Source organism: Deltaproteobacteria bacterium (assembly GCA_016930875.1).
In the GTDB taxonomy this organism is placed as follows: domain Bacteria; phylum Desulfobacterota; class Desulfobacteria; order Desulfobacterales.
This window is the reverse complement of record JAFGFW010000160.1, coordinates 1-17,293: the sequence shown is the minus strand read 5'-3', so window position 1 is coordinate 17,293 and position 17,293 is coordinate 1. Positions and strand designations below refer to the sequence as shown.

General features: G+C 50.6%; 14 protein-coding genes and 1 pseudogene. All 15 read right to left on the bottom strand.

Annotated features, from left to right (window positions below):
- Positions 1 to 493 precede the first annotated feature (493 nt).
- Positions 494 to 1,156 carry a DedA family protein gene (locus JW883_13860; GenBank protein MBN1843351.1) on the bottom strand — a complete coding sequence of 221 codons (663 nt, stop codon included), beginning with the start codon at positions 1,154 to 1,156 and terminating at the stop codon, positions 494 to 496.
- Between the two features lie 261 nt (positions 1,157 to 1,417).
- The gene (locus JW883_13855) at positions 1,418 to 1,996 is read right to left on the bottom strand and encodes a response regulator (GenBank protein ID MBN1843350.1); all 579 of its coding nucleotides are present in this window, start codon (positions 1,994 to 1,996) and stop codon (positions 1,418 to 1,420) included.
- Between the two features lie 151 nt (positions 1,997 to 2,147).
- A pseudogene (gene mgtE, locus JW883_13850) lies at positions 2,148 to 3,513 on the bottom strand (magnesium transporter).
- Positions 3,514 to 3,544: 31 nt separating this feature from the next.
- On the bottom strand, positions 3,545 to 4,201 hold the full coding sequence (locus JW883_13845; GenBank protein MBN1843349.1) for a TrkA family potassium uptake protein: 657 nt from the start codon (positions 4,199 to 4,201) through the stop codon (positions 3,545 to 3,547).
- 12 nt (positions 4,202 to 4,213) lie between these two features.
- Positions 4,214 to 5,584: an ATPase gene (locus JW883_13840; GenBank protein MBN1843348.1), complete on the bottom strand. Its 1,371-nt coding sequence runs from the start codon at positions 5,582 to 5,584 to the stop codon at positions 4,214 to 4,216.
- Between the two features lie 11 nt (positions 5,585 to 5,595).
- Positions 5,596 to 6,150, bottom strand: coding sequence for a hypothetical protein (locus tag JW883_13835; GenBank protein MBN1843347.1), 555 nt, complete (start codon positions 6,148 to 6,150; stop codon positions 5,596 to 5,598).
- 180 nt (positions 6,151 to 6,330) lie between these two features.
- The gene (locus tag JW883_13830) at positions 6,331 to 7,668 is read right to left on the bottom strand and encodes a sigma-54-dependent Fis family transcriptional regulator (protein MBN1843346.1); all 1,338 of its coding nucleotides are present in this window, start codon (positions 7,666 to 7,668) and stop codon (positions 6,331 to 6,333) included.
- Positions 7,646 to 9,145, bottom strand: a complete 1,500-nt coding sequence (locus JW883_13825; protein ID MBN1843345.1) for a HAMP domain-containing protein — start codon at positions 9,143 to 9,145, stop codon at positions 7,646 to 7,648. The genes JW883_13830 and JW883_13825 overlap by 23 nt, the downstream gene beginning before the upstream one ends.
- Before the next feature lie 589 nt (positions 9,146 to 9,734).
- Positions 9,735 to 10,577 (bottom strand): FAD/NAD(P)-binding protein, encoded by an 843-nt coding sequence (locus tag JW883_13820; GenBank protein ID MBN1843344.1) that lies wholly within the window; start codon positions 10,575 to 10,577, stop codon positions 9,735 to 9,737.
- 78 nt (positions 10,578 to 10,655) lie between these two features.
- Positions 10,656 to 11,699 (bottom strand): 4Fe-4S dicluster domain-containing protein, encoded by a 1,044-nt coding sequence (locus JW883_13815; GenBank protein ID MBN1843343.1) that lies wholly within the window; start codon positions 11,697 to 11,699, stop codon positions 10,656 to 10,658.
- Between the two features lie 81 nt (positions 11,700 to 11,780).
- Positions 11,781 to 12,731 (bottom strand): 4Fe-4S dicluster domain-containing protein, encoded by a 951-nt coding sequence (locus JW883_13810; GenBank protein ID MBN1843342.1) that lies wholly within the window; start codon positions 12,729 to 12,731, stop codon positions 11,781 to 11,783.
- A 56-nt stretch (positions 12,732 to 12,787) separates the two neighbouring features.
- Positions 12,788 to 13,003 carry a hydrogenase iron-sulfur subunit gene (locus JW883_13805; GenBank protein MBN1843341.1) on the bottom strand — a complete coding sequence of 72 codons (216 nt, stop codon included), beginning with the start codon at positions 13,001 to 13,003 and terminating at the stop codon, positions 12,788 to 12,790.
- Between the two features lie 21 nt (positions 13,004 to 13,024).
- Positions 13,025 to 13,225, bottom strand: a complete 201-nt coding sequence (locus JW883_13800) for a hydrogenase iron-sulfur subunit (protein MBN1843340.1) — start codon at positions 13,223 to 13,225, stop codon at positions 13,025 to 13,027.
- Positions 13,226 to 13,363: 138 nt separating this feature from the next.
- Positions 13,364 to 16,411: a CoB--CoM heterodisulfide reductase iron-sulfur subunit A family protein gene (locus JW883_13795; GenBank protein ID MBN1843339.1), complete on the bottom strand. Its 3,048-nt coding sequence runs from the start codon at positions 16,409 to 16,411 to the stop codon at positions 13,364 to 13,366.
- Positions 16,412 to 16,686: 275 nt separating this feature from the next.
- The gene (locus tag JW883_13790) at positions 16,687 to 16,983 is read right to left on the bottom strand and encodes a DNA integrity scanning protein DisA nucleotide-binding domain protein (protein MBN1843338.1); all 297 of its coding nucleotides are present in this window, start codon (positions 16,981 to 16,983) and stop codon (positions 16,687 to 16,689) included.
- Positions 16,984 to 17,293: the final 310 nt, after the last annotated feature.

The following is a 17,293-nucleotide window of genomic DNA, read 5'->3' as shown; positions in this document are numbered from 1 at the left end:
TTGCCTTCGCGCAGCGCAGGCGCTTGCGCCGCGTGTCATCCTTGCAGCAAGTCGCCGACGCGCCATAGCTTGGGCGACGGTGCGCTGTACGGTATTCCGGCGAACGCGAATAAAAAAACCTCTACCCGGGGTTCGAATCCCCTAGTAGAGGTCATCAGCCTAGCGCCTCTCAACATGGCCTAGGCGGTTGCGGCTGACCTCATAGCCCGCATATGTATTTTGATAGATACCCGATTTCGGGATAATCTGTCAAGGCCAAACTCAGGGGAACCTGGTGGGCCTCCGTATAGTCCGGGCCAGGGATTGAAATTAGTAAGTTTCCCTTGATAAAATACCCCTTTCCCCATTATGGAATCAGGCCTAATTTTTTTCGTCCATGATCAAAGCTTCAATCTGGCAAGACTAATTCCCCTTTGAGAACCATTAGGTTGCCCTGATGTTCTGTTGTTTTTTTTGATACATTCAACTATTCCAACCGTGTAGCGAGGCAGAGCTATTTCGAGCCAGCGTCATTGTTTCTGATCCTATCTGACCTTGAAGACGAATCGCTGGCCTGGTTTTTGGTTTTGCCAGATGTAATCCCAGATAGCTTCTGGACAATGGCCGAAACCCCCCACGTTACTAGGGTGCCAACTAAAACCAATATGCCCAGCAGAAGAGCGATTCTGCCTCCGGTGGCTCTGGCCCACTCGATTCTCTCGCCTGCATAGTAGCCAAGCCCAACAAACAATAGAACCTGAATCGCCACACCTAGTCCATCTACAACCACGAACCGTAGCCATGCATAACGCGCCGCCCCTGCAACTATATAGGCGACTGCACGTAGGCCAAAGGTGAAGCGGGCCAGAAAGAGCACCATGGCGCCCCAGCATGCCAACGCCTTTTGGTATCTGTTAAGTCGTTTTTCGCCCAGATAGCGCGTTAACAAGGCTGATATGGTAGGGTGGGTAAAGATCCAGCGTGCAACGGCAAAAAGGAGTAGATCCCCGCAGAGTATAGCTAAGAACCACAAGGAGGGACTAAGTATAGTTGGGCACACCTGTTTGTGGATGGCGTATCCCCCGCCCAACAGGACAGGATTTTCCGGAATAGGTGCTCCCAGCCCTCCTAAAAAAAGCGTTAGGGCGATGACCCAGATGACAGACTGTACATTCATTCTTGGGGCAATTATATGTTTCGGAATTTCTACAACCTGTTGGGGCGAAGCCCTGAGTTCCTTATCACCGTATTACACGCCCAGCTCTTTCAAGATGCCTCCTGCCAAGCAATCCCTGCTGAAATTCGAATACTTTATAGACTACCAATTTGATACCATTATTAAATCCAAACCAGACCAGGGCATATCCGCACACAAAGAGTGAGAGTTTCCAGCCTATGGGCGGGAGGATGATGCCATAAACAACAATCAGGGTCGCAATTAACCTGAGTAGCGACAATAGCAAGAAAAAGCGGCTTGGCCGGCCGGATGGACCAGAAAGGGCCCCTTGTCCTGGCAACAAACAGTGTCATATGACCCGCCACGGAGAGTTTTAGGTAGTGGTCGCAGCTCAACCTTCTTGCCTCCTCTTTTAACCTCACGGGTGAGAAGATTCATGGAAAGATCAGCGACCGTGAGACCAGTAGCCTCGGAAGCCCTGCTGGCCCTGCGTATCAAGGCCTGCACGCGGGCCAGAAGCTCGGAGAACGAAAAAGGCTTGGTCAGATAGTCGTGACTCCCTGTTTGAAGCCCTTTGATGCGATCATCTACACCCCGTTTGGCGCTCAATATGATGACAGGTGTATTGATCTTTTCCCGCCGTAGGTGTCCGATAAGACTCAGCCCGTCTAACTTGGGCAACATGATATCAATGATAGCCGCATCGTATGGCTCTCTTAGTGCCAGATGGAGCCCGTCCTCACCATCTCCCGTATGGTCCACGGCAAAACCTGCCTCTTTCAGCCCCTTTAAAATAAAGGAGGCAGTCTTCAGATCATCTTCAACCAGGAGTATGCGCATAAGGAAGTTGCCTTTATTGGTACCGGCCTTGTATCATACTTTTCTGTGCTAGACAAAACCGGAAGAGGGACCAGTTATTTGATGTGCCCTCTCTGGTCGCCATGCTGAGTCGCACAAAGTATAATCGCATAGGACAGATGCGGCACAAGGATCACAGATGGAGCAGGAGAGTTGCGATCTCGAAGTAGAAGAACACACTCAGGATATCGGTAAAGGTTGTGACAAAAGGTCCGGTGGCAACAGCGGGATCAGTACCAAGACGGTGAAACGCTAAGGGGAGGCACGACGCTAGTGTAGCAGCCACTGTCATAGAACATATCATGGCAAATCCCACCACCAATCCGAGTTCCCACAGTCCAAATCCATATCTGAACTGTGCAAACAACGAAATCATCACACCATAGAAAAAGCCCAGACAGAACCCAACAGTGAGCTCTTTGAGGATGACACGCCATATTTGCCTGATATTGATCCGGCCAGTTGCAAGACCTCGCATTACACTGGCCGAAGTTTGAGTCCCGACGTTACCACCCATGCCCATGATGATCGGCATAAAGGCGGCCAGGTAAACGAGCTTGCTCAAGCTTTGCTGAAAATGGCCAACAACATAACAGGCAATAATGCCCCCGATCCAACTGGCCAAGAGCCACGGCAAACGTTTGCGGATGCTCTTAAAGATGGTCTGTGTTTCGATATATTCTACATCTCCGCTGATTCCGGCCATTTTGAAGATATCCTCTGTGGCTTCCTCGCGGATAATATCAATCACATCATCTACCGTGACGATTCCAACCAACATATTATTTTCGTCTACCACAGGCACCGCCAGAATATTATAATGGGCAACGATTTTGGCTACTTCTTCCTGATCCGGATTGGTCCGGACGCACACCACTTCTGTGGCCATAATCGATTTGAGTTTTGTGGCAGGGTGGACAATGACCAACTGTCTCAAAGATACGACACCTACAAGATGGCCGTGATCGTCAACCACATACAGATAGAATGGCATCTCGATATCGACGTACTCTTTCTGCAACGCCTCGACGGCCTCTTTTGCCGTGGTCTCTTCCTTTAAGGCAATGAAGTCCGCAACCATGATGCCACCAGCGGTTTCTGGGTCGCGGCCGAGCAACTCCCCAACCTCCTCGGAGCTTGCCTTTATCATGAGATCCAGGAGCGCCTTGGCCTGTTCACCAGAGAGGTTCCCGAGGATGTCGACCACATCATCGTTTGGCATCTGTTCAAGTATCCCTGCGACTTTCTCGGCTGGCATGTTTTCGATCAGCCTTAGGACTATTTCTTGTTCAAGCTCACTGAAGAGCATGGGCCTCTTGTTCAACACTGTCGAAGAGGTCAAAGAGGGCTTTCTGTTCGTTCAGTGTGAGAAATCGGTACACGTCGGCAAGGTCTGCCGCGTGGGTTTTGTTGACAATCTTCTGGAGATGTGCAGTGGCTCTTCGTCTGAGGAGTTTTTTTGTAGTGTCCAAGAGAACTCGTGTGCGGTCGACGGACATGGTTTGCTCTTACAAGGCGTTGCCTTATTGGCTATTTGAAGTCCTTGATGCGCCTGATATCTTGAGGCTTGCCGAGCATGATAAGAACGTCACTGTCTTTTATGACAAAATCGGCCGGAGGCACAAGAACGAAGTTTTCCGGAACAAGCTCCTTGATGGCGATGACATGGACGTTGTATTTCACTCGCAGATCCAGGTCCTTGAGGGATTTGCCGACAAATGCCTGCGGAGGAGCTATTTGCATCAGGTTGTAGTCCTCTGATAGAAGGATGAAATCCATGATGTTGGGCGTGGATAGACTCCGGGCTACCTTAATGGCCATGGCCTTTTCCGGGAATATGATTTCCGCAGCGCCTACCTTTTCCAAAATTCTGCCGTGGTCTTCATTCAGCGCTTTAGCCAATATCTTCTTGACACCGAACTCATGCAGATGGAGCGTGAGCAATATGCTGGCGCTTATCGCTTCACCAGTGCTGATTATCGCGGCATCCACATCCTCAAGGCCTAGGGCTTTTAGTCGCTCTTTGTCCATGACATCCATGACAATGGCTTGAGAACAAAAAGGTTCAATTTCTTGGACGCGGCCCCGGTCCTTGTCAATGGCTATCACTTCTTGGCCATCCTCAAAGAGCGTTTTGGCCACGTGAAAGCCAAAATGGCCCAGGCCAATGACTGCAAATCGTTTCATTTTCCTCTCCTTTTAACCGATCATGATGTTTTCCTCAGCGTATTCGATGCCGTTTTTTGCTTCTGCGCCTGCGATAATATAAGAAAAGGTCAGCACTCCTACACGGCCGATGAGCATCATGACGATGATCAAGATCTTCCCGCAGCTATTTATTTTTGCAGTCGCTCCCATGGAGAGTCCCACGGTACCAAAGGCCGACACGACTTCGAATAAGTATTCCAGAAACTGTCCTCTGCTTGCCGCGGGAGTCGCGGCACCTTGCTGGGTCAACAGGAGCAGGGCAAGAATAGTGCCTGTGAAGCCGACAGCCAATACGTAGAGAGATATGCTTCTGGAGACGGTTTCTCTGGGAATACTCTTTTTGAACATATTCACACGGATTCTTCGACGCAAACGGCTCCAGGTTAAGGCCCCCAACACGGCAAAAGTGGTGGTTTTCACACCTCCACCGCATGAACCAGGAGAGGCCCCGATGAACATAAGAAAAATCATCAAACCCAACGTGGCGTTGCTCAGAGCCGCCATGTGTACAGTATTGAACCCGGCTGTCCGGGCCGTAACAGATTGAAACAGAGCGGCTAACAGGCTTTCTGCGAAAGAACAATCTCTGAGAGAGACACTGTGTTCTGCAACCCCCAAAATAGCCATTCCGAAGATTATGAGAATGCAAGTCGTAAGCAGGACTGTTTTGGTTTGAACTGAAAATTTGACGTGGCCTTCTAGACGGGCGCCCGTTTTGCTGAAGATTTCGTAGATCACAGGAAAGCCGATTCCACCGAGTATGATCAAGCCGCAGACCGTAAAGTTCAATAACAAGGCCCCCCGGTAGTCCATGAAGCTATTGCTGAACAAGGCAAACCCTGCGTTACAGAAGGCAGAGACAGAGTGGAAGATCGCCATGTACGCAGCTTGGCTAAGGGGATATTCTCCGGTCCAGTGTATGAAAAGCAGTAATGCTCCCACCAGTTCCGCAACAGCAGTGAAAGAAAAGATTGCACTCACTAGGCGGTAGATGTCCTCTCTGGGCATATGGGCAAAGGTCTCCTGCATGACCATCCGCTGCCGGAAGGCCACCTTCTTGCCAATTGAGAGGAAAAAGAACACCGAAAACGTCATAATACCCAATCCGCCCAACTGGATGAGCACCAGAATGATGCCCTGACCGAACAGGCTGAAATAGGTCCCCGTGTCCGCAACCACGAGCCCAGTAACACAAAGGGCAGATGTGGCAGTAAACAGTGCATCGATGAAGGAAATTGATCCTGAAACTGTGGCTTGAGGCATCAACAACAGGCACGTCCCCAGACCAATGGCTACCAGGTAGCTCAACAATAAGAGTGTGGCCGGATGGGCCTTTCTGAATTGCTTCAAGAAAAAGTTCATGGTCCTATGGATTATCTTGGATTTCGAAAATACTCGCAGTTAATATGATTATTGGTTTCACAATATTGTCTTAAACGATAGGGGCCTAAGACAAGCCGGTTGCGGTAAGCGCCGCAGTAAAGTATTTCCTTATCGCGACTGACAGGAAAGTAATTGATGTGTGGGCATACCTCAGAAAGAGTTCTCGTTATCTCGTATTCTTGAGACGGATTCGAGGCAAACGCCTCCAACCGACTTTGCTGGATCGAGTCCTTCGGGTCAAAAATCATTACATATTTCACTTTGGCAACCTGAAGGCGCTCCAGCAAATCCCTGTGTTTCGAGGGCAGAACACACAGAAGCGGGACTTGCATGGTGTGGCGGTTTCTTTTCAGCGCAGCACAGAGCTCAACCTTGGCGTTACGCTCCTTTAGAAAGTCCGGATCAAATATAATGACAATAAGACCATACTTTTTCTCGGTTGCCTCATGAAGGCAAGAGACGGGACTGGTGACCACGGTCGTCTCTTCAAGGGCGTCACCAGGCAGACTGACCGTCGATCTGTAGAGTAGGATTTTGCTTTTCATGGCACGTACTTCCACCTGCTTATGCTGGATACCTACCTGTTGCAAGGAGGCACGAATGATGCCAATAAAATAATAAGCTGTAAAAACAATAGATTGGGTAATATGGCGGGGAGGTGGATGGTCTCCCGGATCGGAGAATTTTGCAAGATGCAACAAATCCATCTTGCAAAATGCAAGGAATCAGTCCAAATGATACTTTTTGCGTTTGCGCCAGAGGGTGGCCGGGTCAATACCAAGGGCTTGTGCCGCCTCTTCCATGGATCGGGTGTGTAGAAGTACCTCTTTGATATGAGCCTTTTCCACTTCAGATAGGGGGCGCAGTTTCTGATCTGAATCTTTTCCGGGTGCGAAGTCTACTAAGTGGGCTGGAAGGTCCTCGGGCGTGAGGCGGTCCTGACGGCTCAGAATCGTTCCTCTCTCAATGACATTTATCAGTTCGCGGATATTTCCGGGCCACGTATAAGACCGTAGAATTTCAATGGCTTGGTCATCAATTCCATTGACGTTTCTATTATTCTCCTTTGAAAACTTCTTCAGATAGTGCTCTGCCAAGAGTCTAATGTCCTCGGGACGTTCACGCAGAGGGGGCATGAAAATTTCTACCACGTTGAGCCTGTAATAAAGATCGTGGCGAAAGAGCTTTTCCTGAACAAGCTCCTCAAGGTCACGATTGGAGGCCGCGATGACACGTGTGTCAACTTGCAGAACTTTTGTGTCTCCCAGCTTCTCAAACTCCCTATATTGCAAAAAATGCAGAAGCTTCGCCTGAATCTCCGGCGACATATCTGCAACCTCGTCCAGGAACACCGTCCCACCGTCGGCCGTCTTTAGCTTGCCCACCTTATCGCGTATGGCCCCGGTGAAGGCCCCTTTCACGTGGCCAAAAAGGTCGCTTTCCAACAGCTTTTCCTGTAACGCAGTACAATCGACCGTGACAAAGGGGCCATCTTTTCTCGGACTCCAGCCGTGTATCAGGCGCGCAAGGACCCCTTTACCCGTGCCGCTCTCCCCGCTAATCAACACACTGGCATTCGAGTCGGCCACTTGCCGGGCCGTCTTGAGCGTGGCGCGCACTGTCCTGTTCCTGGTGATAAAATCACCCTCTCGCTCGACGCCCCTGAGTTTTTCCTTTAGGGTCTCAACCTCCGACTCAAGTTGGCGGACCTTTGCAATCTTTTCCAGTACATGAGTTATCTGCGATGGTGTAAATGGTTTGGGGAGGTAATCAAAGGCCCCCATCTTAACGGCGTCAACTGCTGTATCGATGGTGGCGTAAGCGGTAATGATGACTACAAAGGTCTTGATTTGAGTGGCAACGATCTCTTTGAGGACCTCCAAGCCATCCATGTCCGGGAGTTTGAGGTCCAGGAGCACAATACTTGGCCTCACCTGTTTAAATACTTCGACTGCCTCGCGACCTGCCCCGGCCGTCACGGGCTCCATCCCCATGTCTTCCAGGTGAATTTGCAAGGTAGTCAAGATGTTCTTGTCATCATCAACGACTAGCACTCTCTTCATTGACGTCCTCTGTCTCGGTCGGTATCCAGAAAGTAAAGGTTGTGCCCCTGCCGACCTTGCTGGTTACGCTGATATCCCCCCCGTGCTGTTCTATGATCTCCTTAACAATGGCCAGCCCCAAGCCGATGGTGCCCATCTCTTCCCGCTCTGAAAACTGCGTAAAGCGATCAAAAATCTTTGGCAGGTATTTCTCCTCAATGCCGACTCCTGTATCGGAACATTGGAAATAGCACCTGCTTCCGCGCTTTTCCACCCGCAGTGCAACGCGACCTTCCCTGTCTGTATATCGTATGGCATTGCCTACCAAATTGGTGACAACCCAGGGAAACCTGAAGGAATCGATGGCAATAGGCGGAAGTCCGGGTTCGAACTCCATCTCCAGATTGATACCCTTTTCCTTGGCTTGGTAAAGAAGCGGTTTGAGACATCCATTCACCACCTCTTCTATGTTCAGTACTTCTTTGGTTTTTGGTTTTGCCATCCGGCCCAGTCTTGAAATATCAACGAGTTCATTGATCAGCGCCGATAGTCTGGCTAAGTCTTCTTTTGCAGTTTCAATCAATTGCCCATACTTTCCGCCAAATAATGCGGGTGCTTTGTCCGAAAGAATCCCAACGCTCATCGAAAGCGAAGTCATAGGAGTCTTAAGCTGATGGGAAAGATCGGCTATAAAACGAGCCTTGGCCTGCTCGGCTTGGCGAGCCTTTGACTTTTCAGCAGCTTTAAGACGCTGAAAGAGCCTGTTGAATTCTGAGGTCAAAAACCCGATCTCATCCTGAGTAGTGATGGAAAGCTGGGGATAATCGCCTCGACCCTCTTTAACACCGGCAAGGCCCTGAGCCAAGCGGATCAGGGGGCGTGAAATCTTTGTTGATAGTATGTAACTTAGGATTGCGGTGAAAACGATAGCAGTAATGAGTAAGGTCATGGAATAGTGTAAAGCCTGTTTGGCGATTTTCTTGGTTTCCGCCTCGGCGTCTTTCATTGCTTTCTCGTTTATTAGAATCAGGGCATTCAGGTCTGCATAGAGAGCAGTATTTGAGGCAATAAGGTCAGGGTATAACTCCTTTCGTCCTATTTTTTCATTTTCGGCATTGAATAGAGTTTCGAAAAGAAGATCGTATTGGGCGTACTTACTAAGCAAATCGTCAATAATGTGCTCTTCACCTGATTCAGTAATATTATCTTTGCAAATTTTGAGAAGCCCTGAAATCTTTTCATCCAAAGCAAGGTCTCGCAAGCCTGTTTTCTTGTCCAACAACAAAGTGTCAAGGACGAGACCTTGCCGGGCCTCCAGGTGCTGCCTGATCTGATGGGCCGCCTGAATACTTCTATAGTTCTTAGAAAGAATCAGCTTAGCGGAACGCCCAAGAGAGCCTAAATGAACGTAATCCAGATATATGACAAAGACCAAGAGCGACGCTGGGATAACAATACCGCAAAAGATCTTTGTCTTTATTGAAAACCTTATACTCATGGCTGCTCCCGTTACACAACCCCTCCATATACAAATACAAAATGGGTGAGCGGAGTACCCTTGTCGGTATCGGTTTATTAATCGCCTTAGAGTCGTCTGTCAATGATTACACAAAGAATGACCTGTCGCCAAACAATGAATCACGAATCAACGCAAGCTGCACTGCTCATCCAGATAACCAGTCGAGACCTTGCATAACCGCTTTGAGCGAAGATTATGAGCTTTTTGGGGCACCCATCCCGGCGAAGTGAACGGCCCACGTCAGTGGGCAAATCCTAAACTGTTTGAGGCCCTTGGGCCGAGTTTTTAGGATTTAGTGAACGAGCCCATGGATGGGTCCAAAAGCTCATACGAACGAGTGAGAAGGGGTTGTGCAAAGGTCTTCTAGTCGTAGTTTCCTTGCTCGACCGCACGGAGGACGATGGTGGAGGAAGGCATAAGCGGGTGAGGGTTACATATGTAGCAGCTGGGTGTAGAAGAAAATTGCACCCAGGACACTGGCGGAGATTGTGACAAAAGGTCTGGCTGGAACTGGCAGATCAATATGAAAACGGCAAAAGCCGAACAGCTTAATGTGTATCATGTGGGTTCAGTATTCCTTTGGCAGTGTGTTGAGTTTGGCAAGAGTAAAGACTGGGCCGTCCTTGCAAACATACTCGGCGCCCACATTGCACCGACCGCACATACCGATGCCGCACTTCATGCGGTTTTCCAGAGACATAATGATCGTTTCGTGCGGAAACCCCACTTTTTCGAGTACTGGCTGCGTAAACTTAATCATGATGGGTGGGCCGCAGATAATCGCTATGCTGTTTTCAGCGCTCGTGATCTTTTGCTCCGTGATGGTCGGTACAAAACCTGTGTGGTATGGCCATGAAGGGTCATCGGTCGCGTCCACGGTGATATGCATGTTAACGTCTCTACGCCCTTGCCAGATAGCGAGTTCATCCTTATACAGTAGCAGTCCCTCGTTTCTAGCCCCGTATACAACAGAGATTTCGCCAAAGTGCTTACGGTTCTCAGGGGCCAGCATGTAGACGAGGGTGGAACGAAGAGTGGTAAAGGCAAAACCTCCGCCGATAATGACAACGTTTTTCCCTTCCATCTCATCAAGGGGATACCAGTTCCCCAACGGCCCCCGCACCCCCAGGATATCCCCTTCTTTCATGTTATGCAGGTGCGTGGTCACCACACCGGCCTTATTCACGGTAAAAAGGAGAAATCCCGGTTCTGTTGGAGACGAGGCAATGCCTATGGGGCACTCCCCCTTGCCAGCCACGGAGAGTTCGGCAAACTGCCCAGGATGATACGCAAATTTCTTTTCGTCTTCGGGGTCTAAGAAGCCTACGCGGAAGGTCTTTAGATTCCGGTCCTCTGTTTCGATGGTGATCTTTTCGATACGAACAGGATAAGGAAGATAAGGATTTTCCACGAAGCCAATCCCTCTTTCAAACATACAATATCTCTTATTGAGCGGCGAAGCCGCGTCACGTAAAATAGCGAAGCGATTTTATGACTTGTATTCGTTCATTAGTTGGAAAACCTGGCGGATATCAATATTTACGGGGCAGTGCTGCACGCAACGCCCGCATCCGACACAGGCCACACCGTTTTTATACTTGTCCACATAGTACTTCAACTTGTGCATGAAGCGCTGCCGTACACGCTGGATCTTTTCTCCCCTGGGGTTGTGCCCTGAGGCATGGAGCGTAAACAAAGGAAACATGCAGGAGTCCCAGTTGCGAATTCGACTTCCCGCACTGCCGTGGGTCTCATCCTGGATATCAAAACACCAGCAGGTGGGACAAAGATAGGTGCACACCCCGCAGCTTATGCAGGCAAAATGCAGTCCTTCCCAGAAGTCCGCTTCAAAAAGCGTAAGGGTGTCAAGTTCTGCGAGTCTGGATGTATCGACTCTTGAAACGATCTTGGCTGCGGCTTCCTGCTGGATCGTCGTGGCCCTGTCAACCAGTGCTTCTTCAGCCGTTTCAAAGGCTTTTTCAGTCTTAAGCAGGTTTTCCCCTTTTTTTGTGAGCACCTTGGCCAAAAAGACCTCGCCAGCATCCGTGAGCAGCACGTCGAGCCCAGCCTCATCAAAGGGTGCTCCTCCCACCGAGGTGCAAAAACAGGTGGAACAAGGCGAAGTGCATCCCAGGCCCACCAGGGTGGTGGCCTCTCGGGCCTTCACCCACCATGGATCGCGAAATTTGTCTGTATCAAAGTTCACATCTACCAGCTCAAGTGCCCTTGCATCGCAGGGCCGAATCCCTATGACGACGCAAGGGGAAGAATCTCGTGGCGCCTCTTTGAGGATATGAGCATTATCTTTGTCCATGGCCAGGCTGTATTCAAAGAGACGCTCTGATTGAGGAAGAAACAAAGACTTGGGGGACAGAGTGGTGTTTCGGAAAGAAAGATCCAGCTCAGCCGCATCCTGAATCGGCAAGAAATTGACCATGTCGCCCTGCCGCACCGGACCATAAAGGCGATAACTGTCCTTCAGCCCGTTTAGGAATTCGGAAAAGTCTTCTTTTGCAATCCTCAGTTCATCCATTTGGCGCCTGAATAATGATGATGGTATAGGAGTCTCTTTTTTTAGCGGCGTAGCCGCATTGTACAAAATCGCAAAGCGTTTTTATGAAATGAAATCCCCTGGATCATCTGGCTGGTAGACATCCAGGGGGGGCCTGGTCTCAAGGGACATGCCGGCCTCATGGCCGTAAAGTTCCATCACGTCCTTTTCCAGCTTTTTGGTAAATTGCCGCACCTTGATTCCCATGGGGCACGCCCTTTCACAGGCCCCGCAATCCGTGCAGCGGCCCGCGCAGTGAAAGGCCCTGAGCAGATGAAATGTCATGGTATCCGTCGGATCAGCGCTTTTCCCAAGCCACTGCGGTCTGGATTCATCCACAAAACAAGTCGGACAGTAGCAAAGTGGGCAGGCGTCACGGCAGGCATAGCAGCGGATGCACGTACGGACGAGTTCCGTGAAGTACTTCGATCTTTCATCCGGCCCCATGGCTTCAAGTTCTCGGACATCAGCGTACCGGTCAATACCCTCTTGTTCAGGAACAGGATCTCCCATCAGTTCATCACAGATTACCGGGTTGCGGTGGATGCAGATGGCACAGTTGTCCTGAAGCACGTCTGCCTTGTTTAAAGGCGCCTCAATGCCCTCGCCCCTTACAACAAGTCTGTCTGCATATTCCGTTACTTCCGTCGGTTCTTGATTGTCCAATGCCGTTACGATCTTTCGGCGGTCCACCATTCCTTTGCAGGGGGCCCCCATGACAAAAACCTGGTCCCGCTCGATCTGATTTTCCAGGATGTGCAGCGCAATATTGCGTGAGTCGCATCCCTTGGCCACAACAGCGATACGTTCCTTACGTTTAGGCAAATAATTGGCCAGATTCACGCCACAGAAGCTGTCCCAATAGAGCGTGTCAACATCCTCTGGAGTGGTGATGAGTACAGGCTGACACATCATGGGCACCGTGCCCTTTTTGAATCCGATCACAGCGTCCACTCGGTTCTCTGTTAGCAATCGCCTTGCAGTCTCACGAATTTTTGATGTGTAGTTCAGCATCTAAGTTACCGGTTGAGCCGGTTTGGCCCCTGCTTACTTTCTCGCTTTCTCCCTGCCTACGCCCTACTAGCCACTGCCTTCTGGCTAACGAGCCGTTTCGCCGGACCTAATTCCCTCACCGTCTCCGTTACCATCTTGGCCACATCCACAAATTTCGTGGACTCTGAAGAAGAAATCCACGAAAACTGAAGCCGCCCCGGTTCAATGCCGATGTGTTCAAGCAAGCCTTTCAGCAGGGCAAATTTTCTTCGAGCATAATAATTACCTTCCAGGTAATGACACTCGCCGGGGTGTCACCCTGAGACCCAAATCCCGTCTGCCCCGTGACGCAAGGCATCCAGGATGAACTTGGCACTCATGCGTCCTGTGCAGGGAATGCGGATGATCCGGATATTTGATGGATACTGCAACCTGGTCACGCCTGCCAGATCTGCAGCGCTATAACTGCACCATGAGCATAAAAAGGCAATAATTTTTGGTTCCCATTGACTCATGTTTTGGAGGTTCTCTCCCAATTCCAGATTTCTCCAATCATTCATCCGGCATCGAGTATCAGGCATCATGTTGTGTGGTACCCCCAAACAGCAACCACTGAAAACGTGACCAAGGGGACTGGTTTCACAACCGAGTAACTACGACGCCATGGCCTCATCGATCATAGCAAAGGTCTGGGCCTGGTCAAAGCCCTTCAAGTTCAGAGCTCCTGAACGGCACGACGCCACACACAGCCCGCATCCCTTGCATTGAGACGGGTTGATCTGCGCTTTGCCTGTCTTGGCATCCAGACTTGCAGCGCCGAAGGGGCAGATCTCCGCGCATACACCGCAACCTGAGCAAAAGGCTGAATCACTGTAAGCCACAACTGCACTCGTAAAAATGACTTTTGATGCAAGCAATGCTGATGCTCTGGCAGCCGCCGCCTGGGCCTGGGCAATAATTTCTTCAACAGGTTTAGGCCCATGGGCAAGGCCGGCCATGTAGATGCCGTCTGTGGCAAAATCAACAGGACGCAGTTTGGCATGGGCCTCCTGGAAAAAGCCCTCAGCGTTTATTGAAAGTTTGTAGAGCCGTGAAAGAAGCTTGTTCTCCGCCGAAGGCTCGATGGCTGAGGCAAGGGTTACGATGTCTGCATCGATCCGGACCGGCATCTGGAGCATCTGATCCTTCACCGTGACACTGAGGTTATTTTTTGAAATACTTACCTGTGGTTTTTCCTCAAGGCTGTAACGAATAAAGGTAATCCCTCTTGAGCGTGCTTCTCTGTAAATGTCTTCTCTGTGGCCGTAGGTGCGAATATCTCGAAAAAGAATGTAAATGTCCATGTTGGGGTTTAGCCCTTTCAGTCGCAAGGCGTTCTGAATCGACTGGGTGCAGCACACCTTGCTGCAGTAGGGCCTCTCTGCTTCTCTTGAGCCCACACACTGGATAAAAACGGCCGCGGTGACGTCCTTGAACCTGTCAGGATCCGTTGTGATAGCCTTGTCAAGGTCCAGGGAGACAAAGATGTGGGGATGCCTGCCGAAATGATACTCGTTGGGCCTGAGCTGATGCCCCCCCGTGGCAATTATCACTGCCCCGTGTTCAACGATCTCTGTCTTCTCGCCCATCTTTACGGTAGATCTGAAATTTCCCACAAACCCTTCAGCCCCCACCACAGTTGATTGCAGATGAAGGGAAATAAGCGGATGGTTTTCCACTCCTTTGGCCAGTTGGGTCACAAAGGCCCCCGTGTCTTCGCCCCTCCATGTTTTCAGGAGTTCCTGGCCGTGCCCACCCAAGGTCTTTTCCTTTTCAATCAAGTGCACCTGAAAGCCCTGATCTGCCAGCCCAAGAGCCGCAGTCATACCTGCTATCCCGCTTCCAATAACCAGGCCCGCCTCGTTCACTTCCAACCTCACCTCTTCCAAAGGGTCCAAGCGCGAGGCCTTGGCCACACCCATCCGCACCAGATCTTTGGCCTTCTCTGTCGCTGGGTTCCGATCGTCACTGTGAACCCAGGAACACTGGTTGCGAATGTTGGCCATCTCAAAGAGGTATTTGTTAAGGCCTGCCTGGGTTAGCGTCTCCTGAAACAGTGCTTCATGGGTTTGTGGGCTGCAGGCGGCCACCACAATGCGGTTTAGGCCGTGCTCTTTGATCACATCTTTCATCTTGTCCTGGGTATCCTGGGAACATGTGAACAGATTCTCCTCCACATAGGCCACACAGGGTAAACTCCGGGCATATTCCACAACCTCGGGCACCCGCACAACCCCACCGATGTTCACACCGCAATTACATACAAAGACCCCCACACGAGGGGGCTCACCGGCAATAACGCGCTGGGAAACCTCAGGTTGTTCTCGCATCAGGGTACCTCGCACCTCGGCGAGCCTGGTCCCTGCTGCACAGGCAGCGGCGCTGGCCTGCATGACCGAATATGGGATGTCTTTGGGTCCCTGCAATGCTCCACAAACGTAGATCCCTGGGCGTGATGTCTCCACCGGCGCAAAGCTGCTTGTGGCTGCAAAATGATACTTGTCCAGACTGATACCGAATTTTTCGGCCAGGAAAGCCGTATCTTCCCGCACTACCAGCCCTACGGACAGGATTACCATGTCAAATTCTTCCTCAACCCGTTTTCCGGTTCCGTTTGTATATCGGATCACGAGATTTCCCGTGTCATCCACAGGCATGACAGTGCTGATTTTTGACTTTACAAACCGAACCCCCTTCTCATCTCTGGCCCGCCAGTAGTACTTCTCAAAATCCTTTCCCTGGGTGCGAATATCTATGTAGAATATGGCTGCATCCAGCGATCCTGCGCTGTGTTCCTTTGCAATCAGCGCCTGCTTGATGGCGTAGGTGCAGCACACTGTTGAGCAATAAGGGTTTGCGCCCTGGTGGCTATCGCGAGAGCCCACACACTGAAGCCAGGCAATTTTTCTTGGTTCGTTTTGGTCGGATGGCCTCACCAGGTGTCCTTTGGAAGGACCGGAAGAACTCAATATTCGTTCAAACTCAAGGCTGGTCAAAACGTTCGCATGCCTGCCGTAGGAAAACGTGTCACGATTGGTGGGAGAGTAAGGAACAAATCCAGGGGCCAGGATCATTGCCCCTACCCGGATCTTGTGAATCTTGGCCTTGTCCTCAAAGTTCACCGCGCCGGTGGGGCAAAACTTCTGGCACGCCTTGCACCGGCCCCCTTTTTGAAAATAGATGCAGGACTTCGCATCAATTACATATTTCAAGGGAACGGCCTGTGCGTACGGAATGTAGGCAGCCTTTCGCTTGGTCAAGCCGGCATTGTACGAATCGACTACTCGCTTGGGGCATTTTTCCGCACAGGTGCCGCAGGCGATGCACAGATCCGTATCAATGTAACGGGGAGATTGGCGTAGCGTGACCTCGAAGTTTCCCGGGGCCCCTGATATGCTTTCAACTTCGCAGAGAGTAAGAAGCTCGATGTTGATGTGCCGGCCGACCTCGACCAGTTTCGGCGAGATGATTCACATGGCGCACTCATTGGTGGGAAAAGTCTTATCCAGTTGCGCCATGGTCCCGCCAATGGCAGGCGATGCTTCAACCAAGTACACGTAAAACCCAGTGGCGGCGAGGTCCAAAGCGGCCTGCATCCCTGCAATGCCACCACCCACGACCATCACAGCGCCAACCGTTTGCTGGTTCTGTCCCGGCTTCATTTCAACTCTCGAGTAACTGCTTAGCGGCCTTCCACAAATGGTGAATCACTTCGTCCGTGGCGCACAGAATCGGGATTCAGGCTACAAAGGAGCCGAAAGAAAATCAACCCTTAATTGCAGCACGTTCAGTTTCCGCGAAAACAATATTCATTCCCTGGTGATATTGTAGGCACGGTGTAATTCTGTGGCGAGACTTGCTCGGATTACGGAGTAGATTGGATTTGCCGTTGACATTGAAATTTTAACGAAGAATCAATATCCCTGTGACGAGTCCCTTAGTGCGAAGGGGGGTCGTCTCGGTATAACAGAGGCAGGATAAGGCCCACATGCGTGACCTGATCACCCTGAATGACGGGAGCGCCATAATGGACGGGGTTATCATGCCAGAATATGCTCATGATCATTTCTTTAGATACCAAGCCATGCCAGGATTTCCCACTCCGAATCACTTCTTCCAGATCGTCCTTACCCGGAAAGACGATGAGGGCCCCTATATGCCTTTGTGCGAGTTCATAAAGGGCTCCCGCTATTGTTTGTACGGGGGTCTTTGCGGTTGGTAGGGGACTCCCCACAAGATGGTCTTCAGAGTCCTGGCCTGAAGAACGGCACGATTTCGTTCCTGAAAATGACTATAATGATGAAGGCGGCAGCAACGGTGGCCGTGCCTGTTTTTTTTTAAGAAATCTCGGCGATCAAATCTCTTGGCTTTATCCGAGTTCATCATAAATGCTCCCCTACCTCTTCTTGGCTTGCAAAGGTGAGGCAATTCCCCATAAAGCGCAAGAACAACAAAGCCTAGTGTAGTGTCTCAACGATGGGTTTACAATTACTGTCATGCCGGACTTGATCCGGCATCCAGTTCTTTTTCTGGATTCCCCGGTC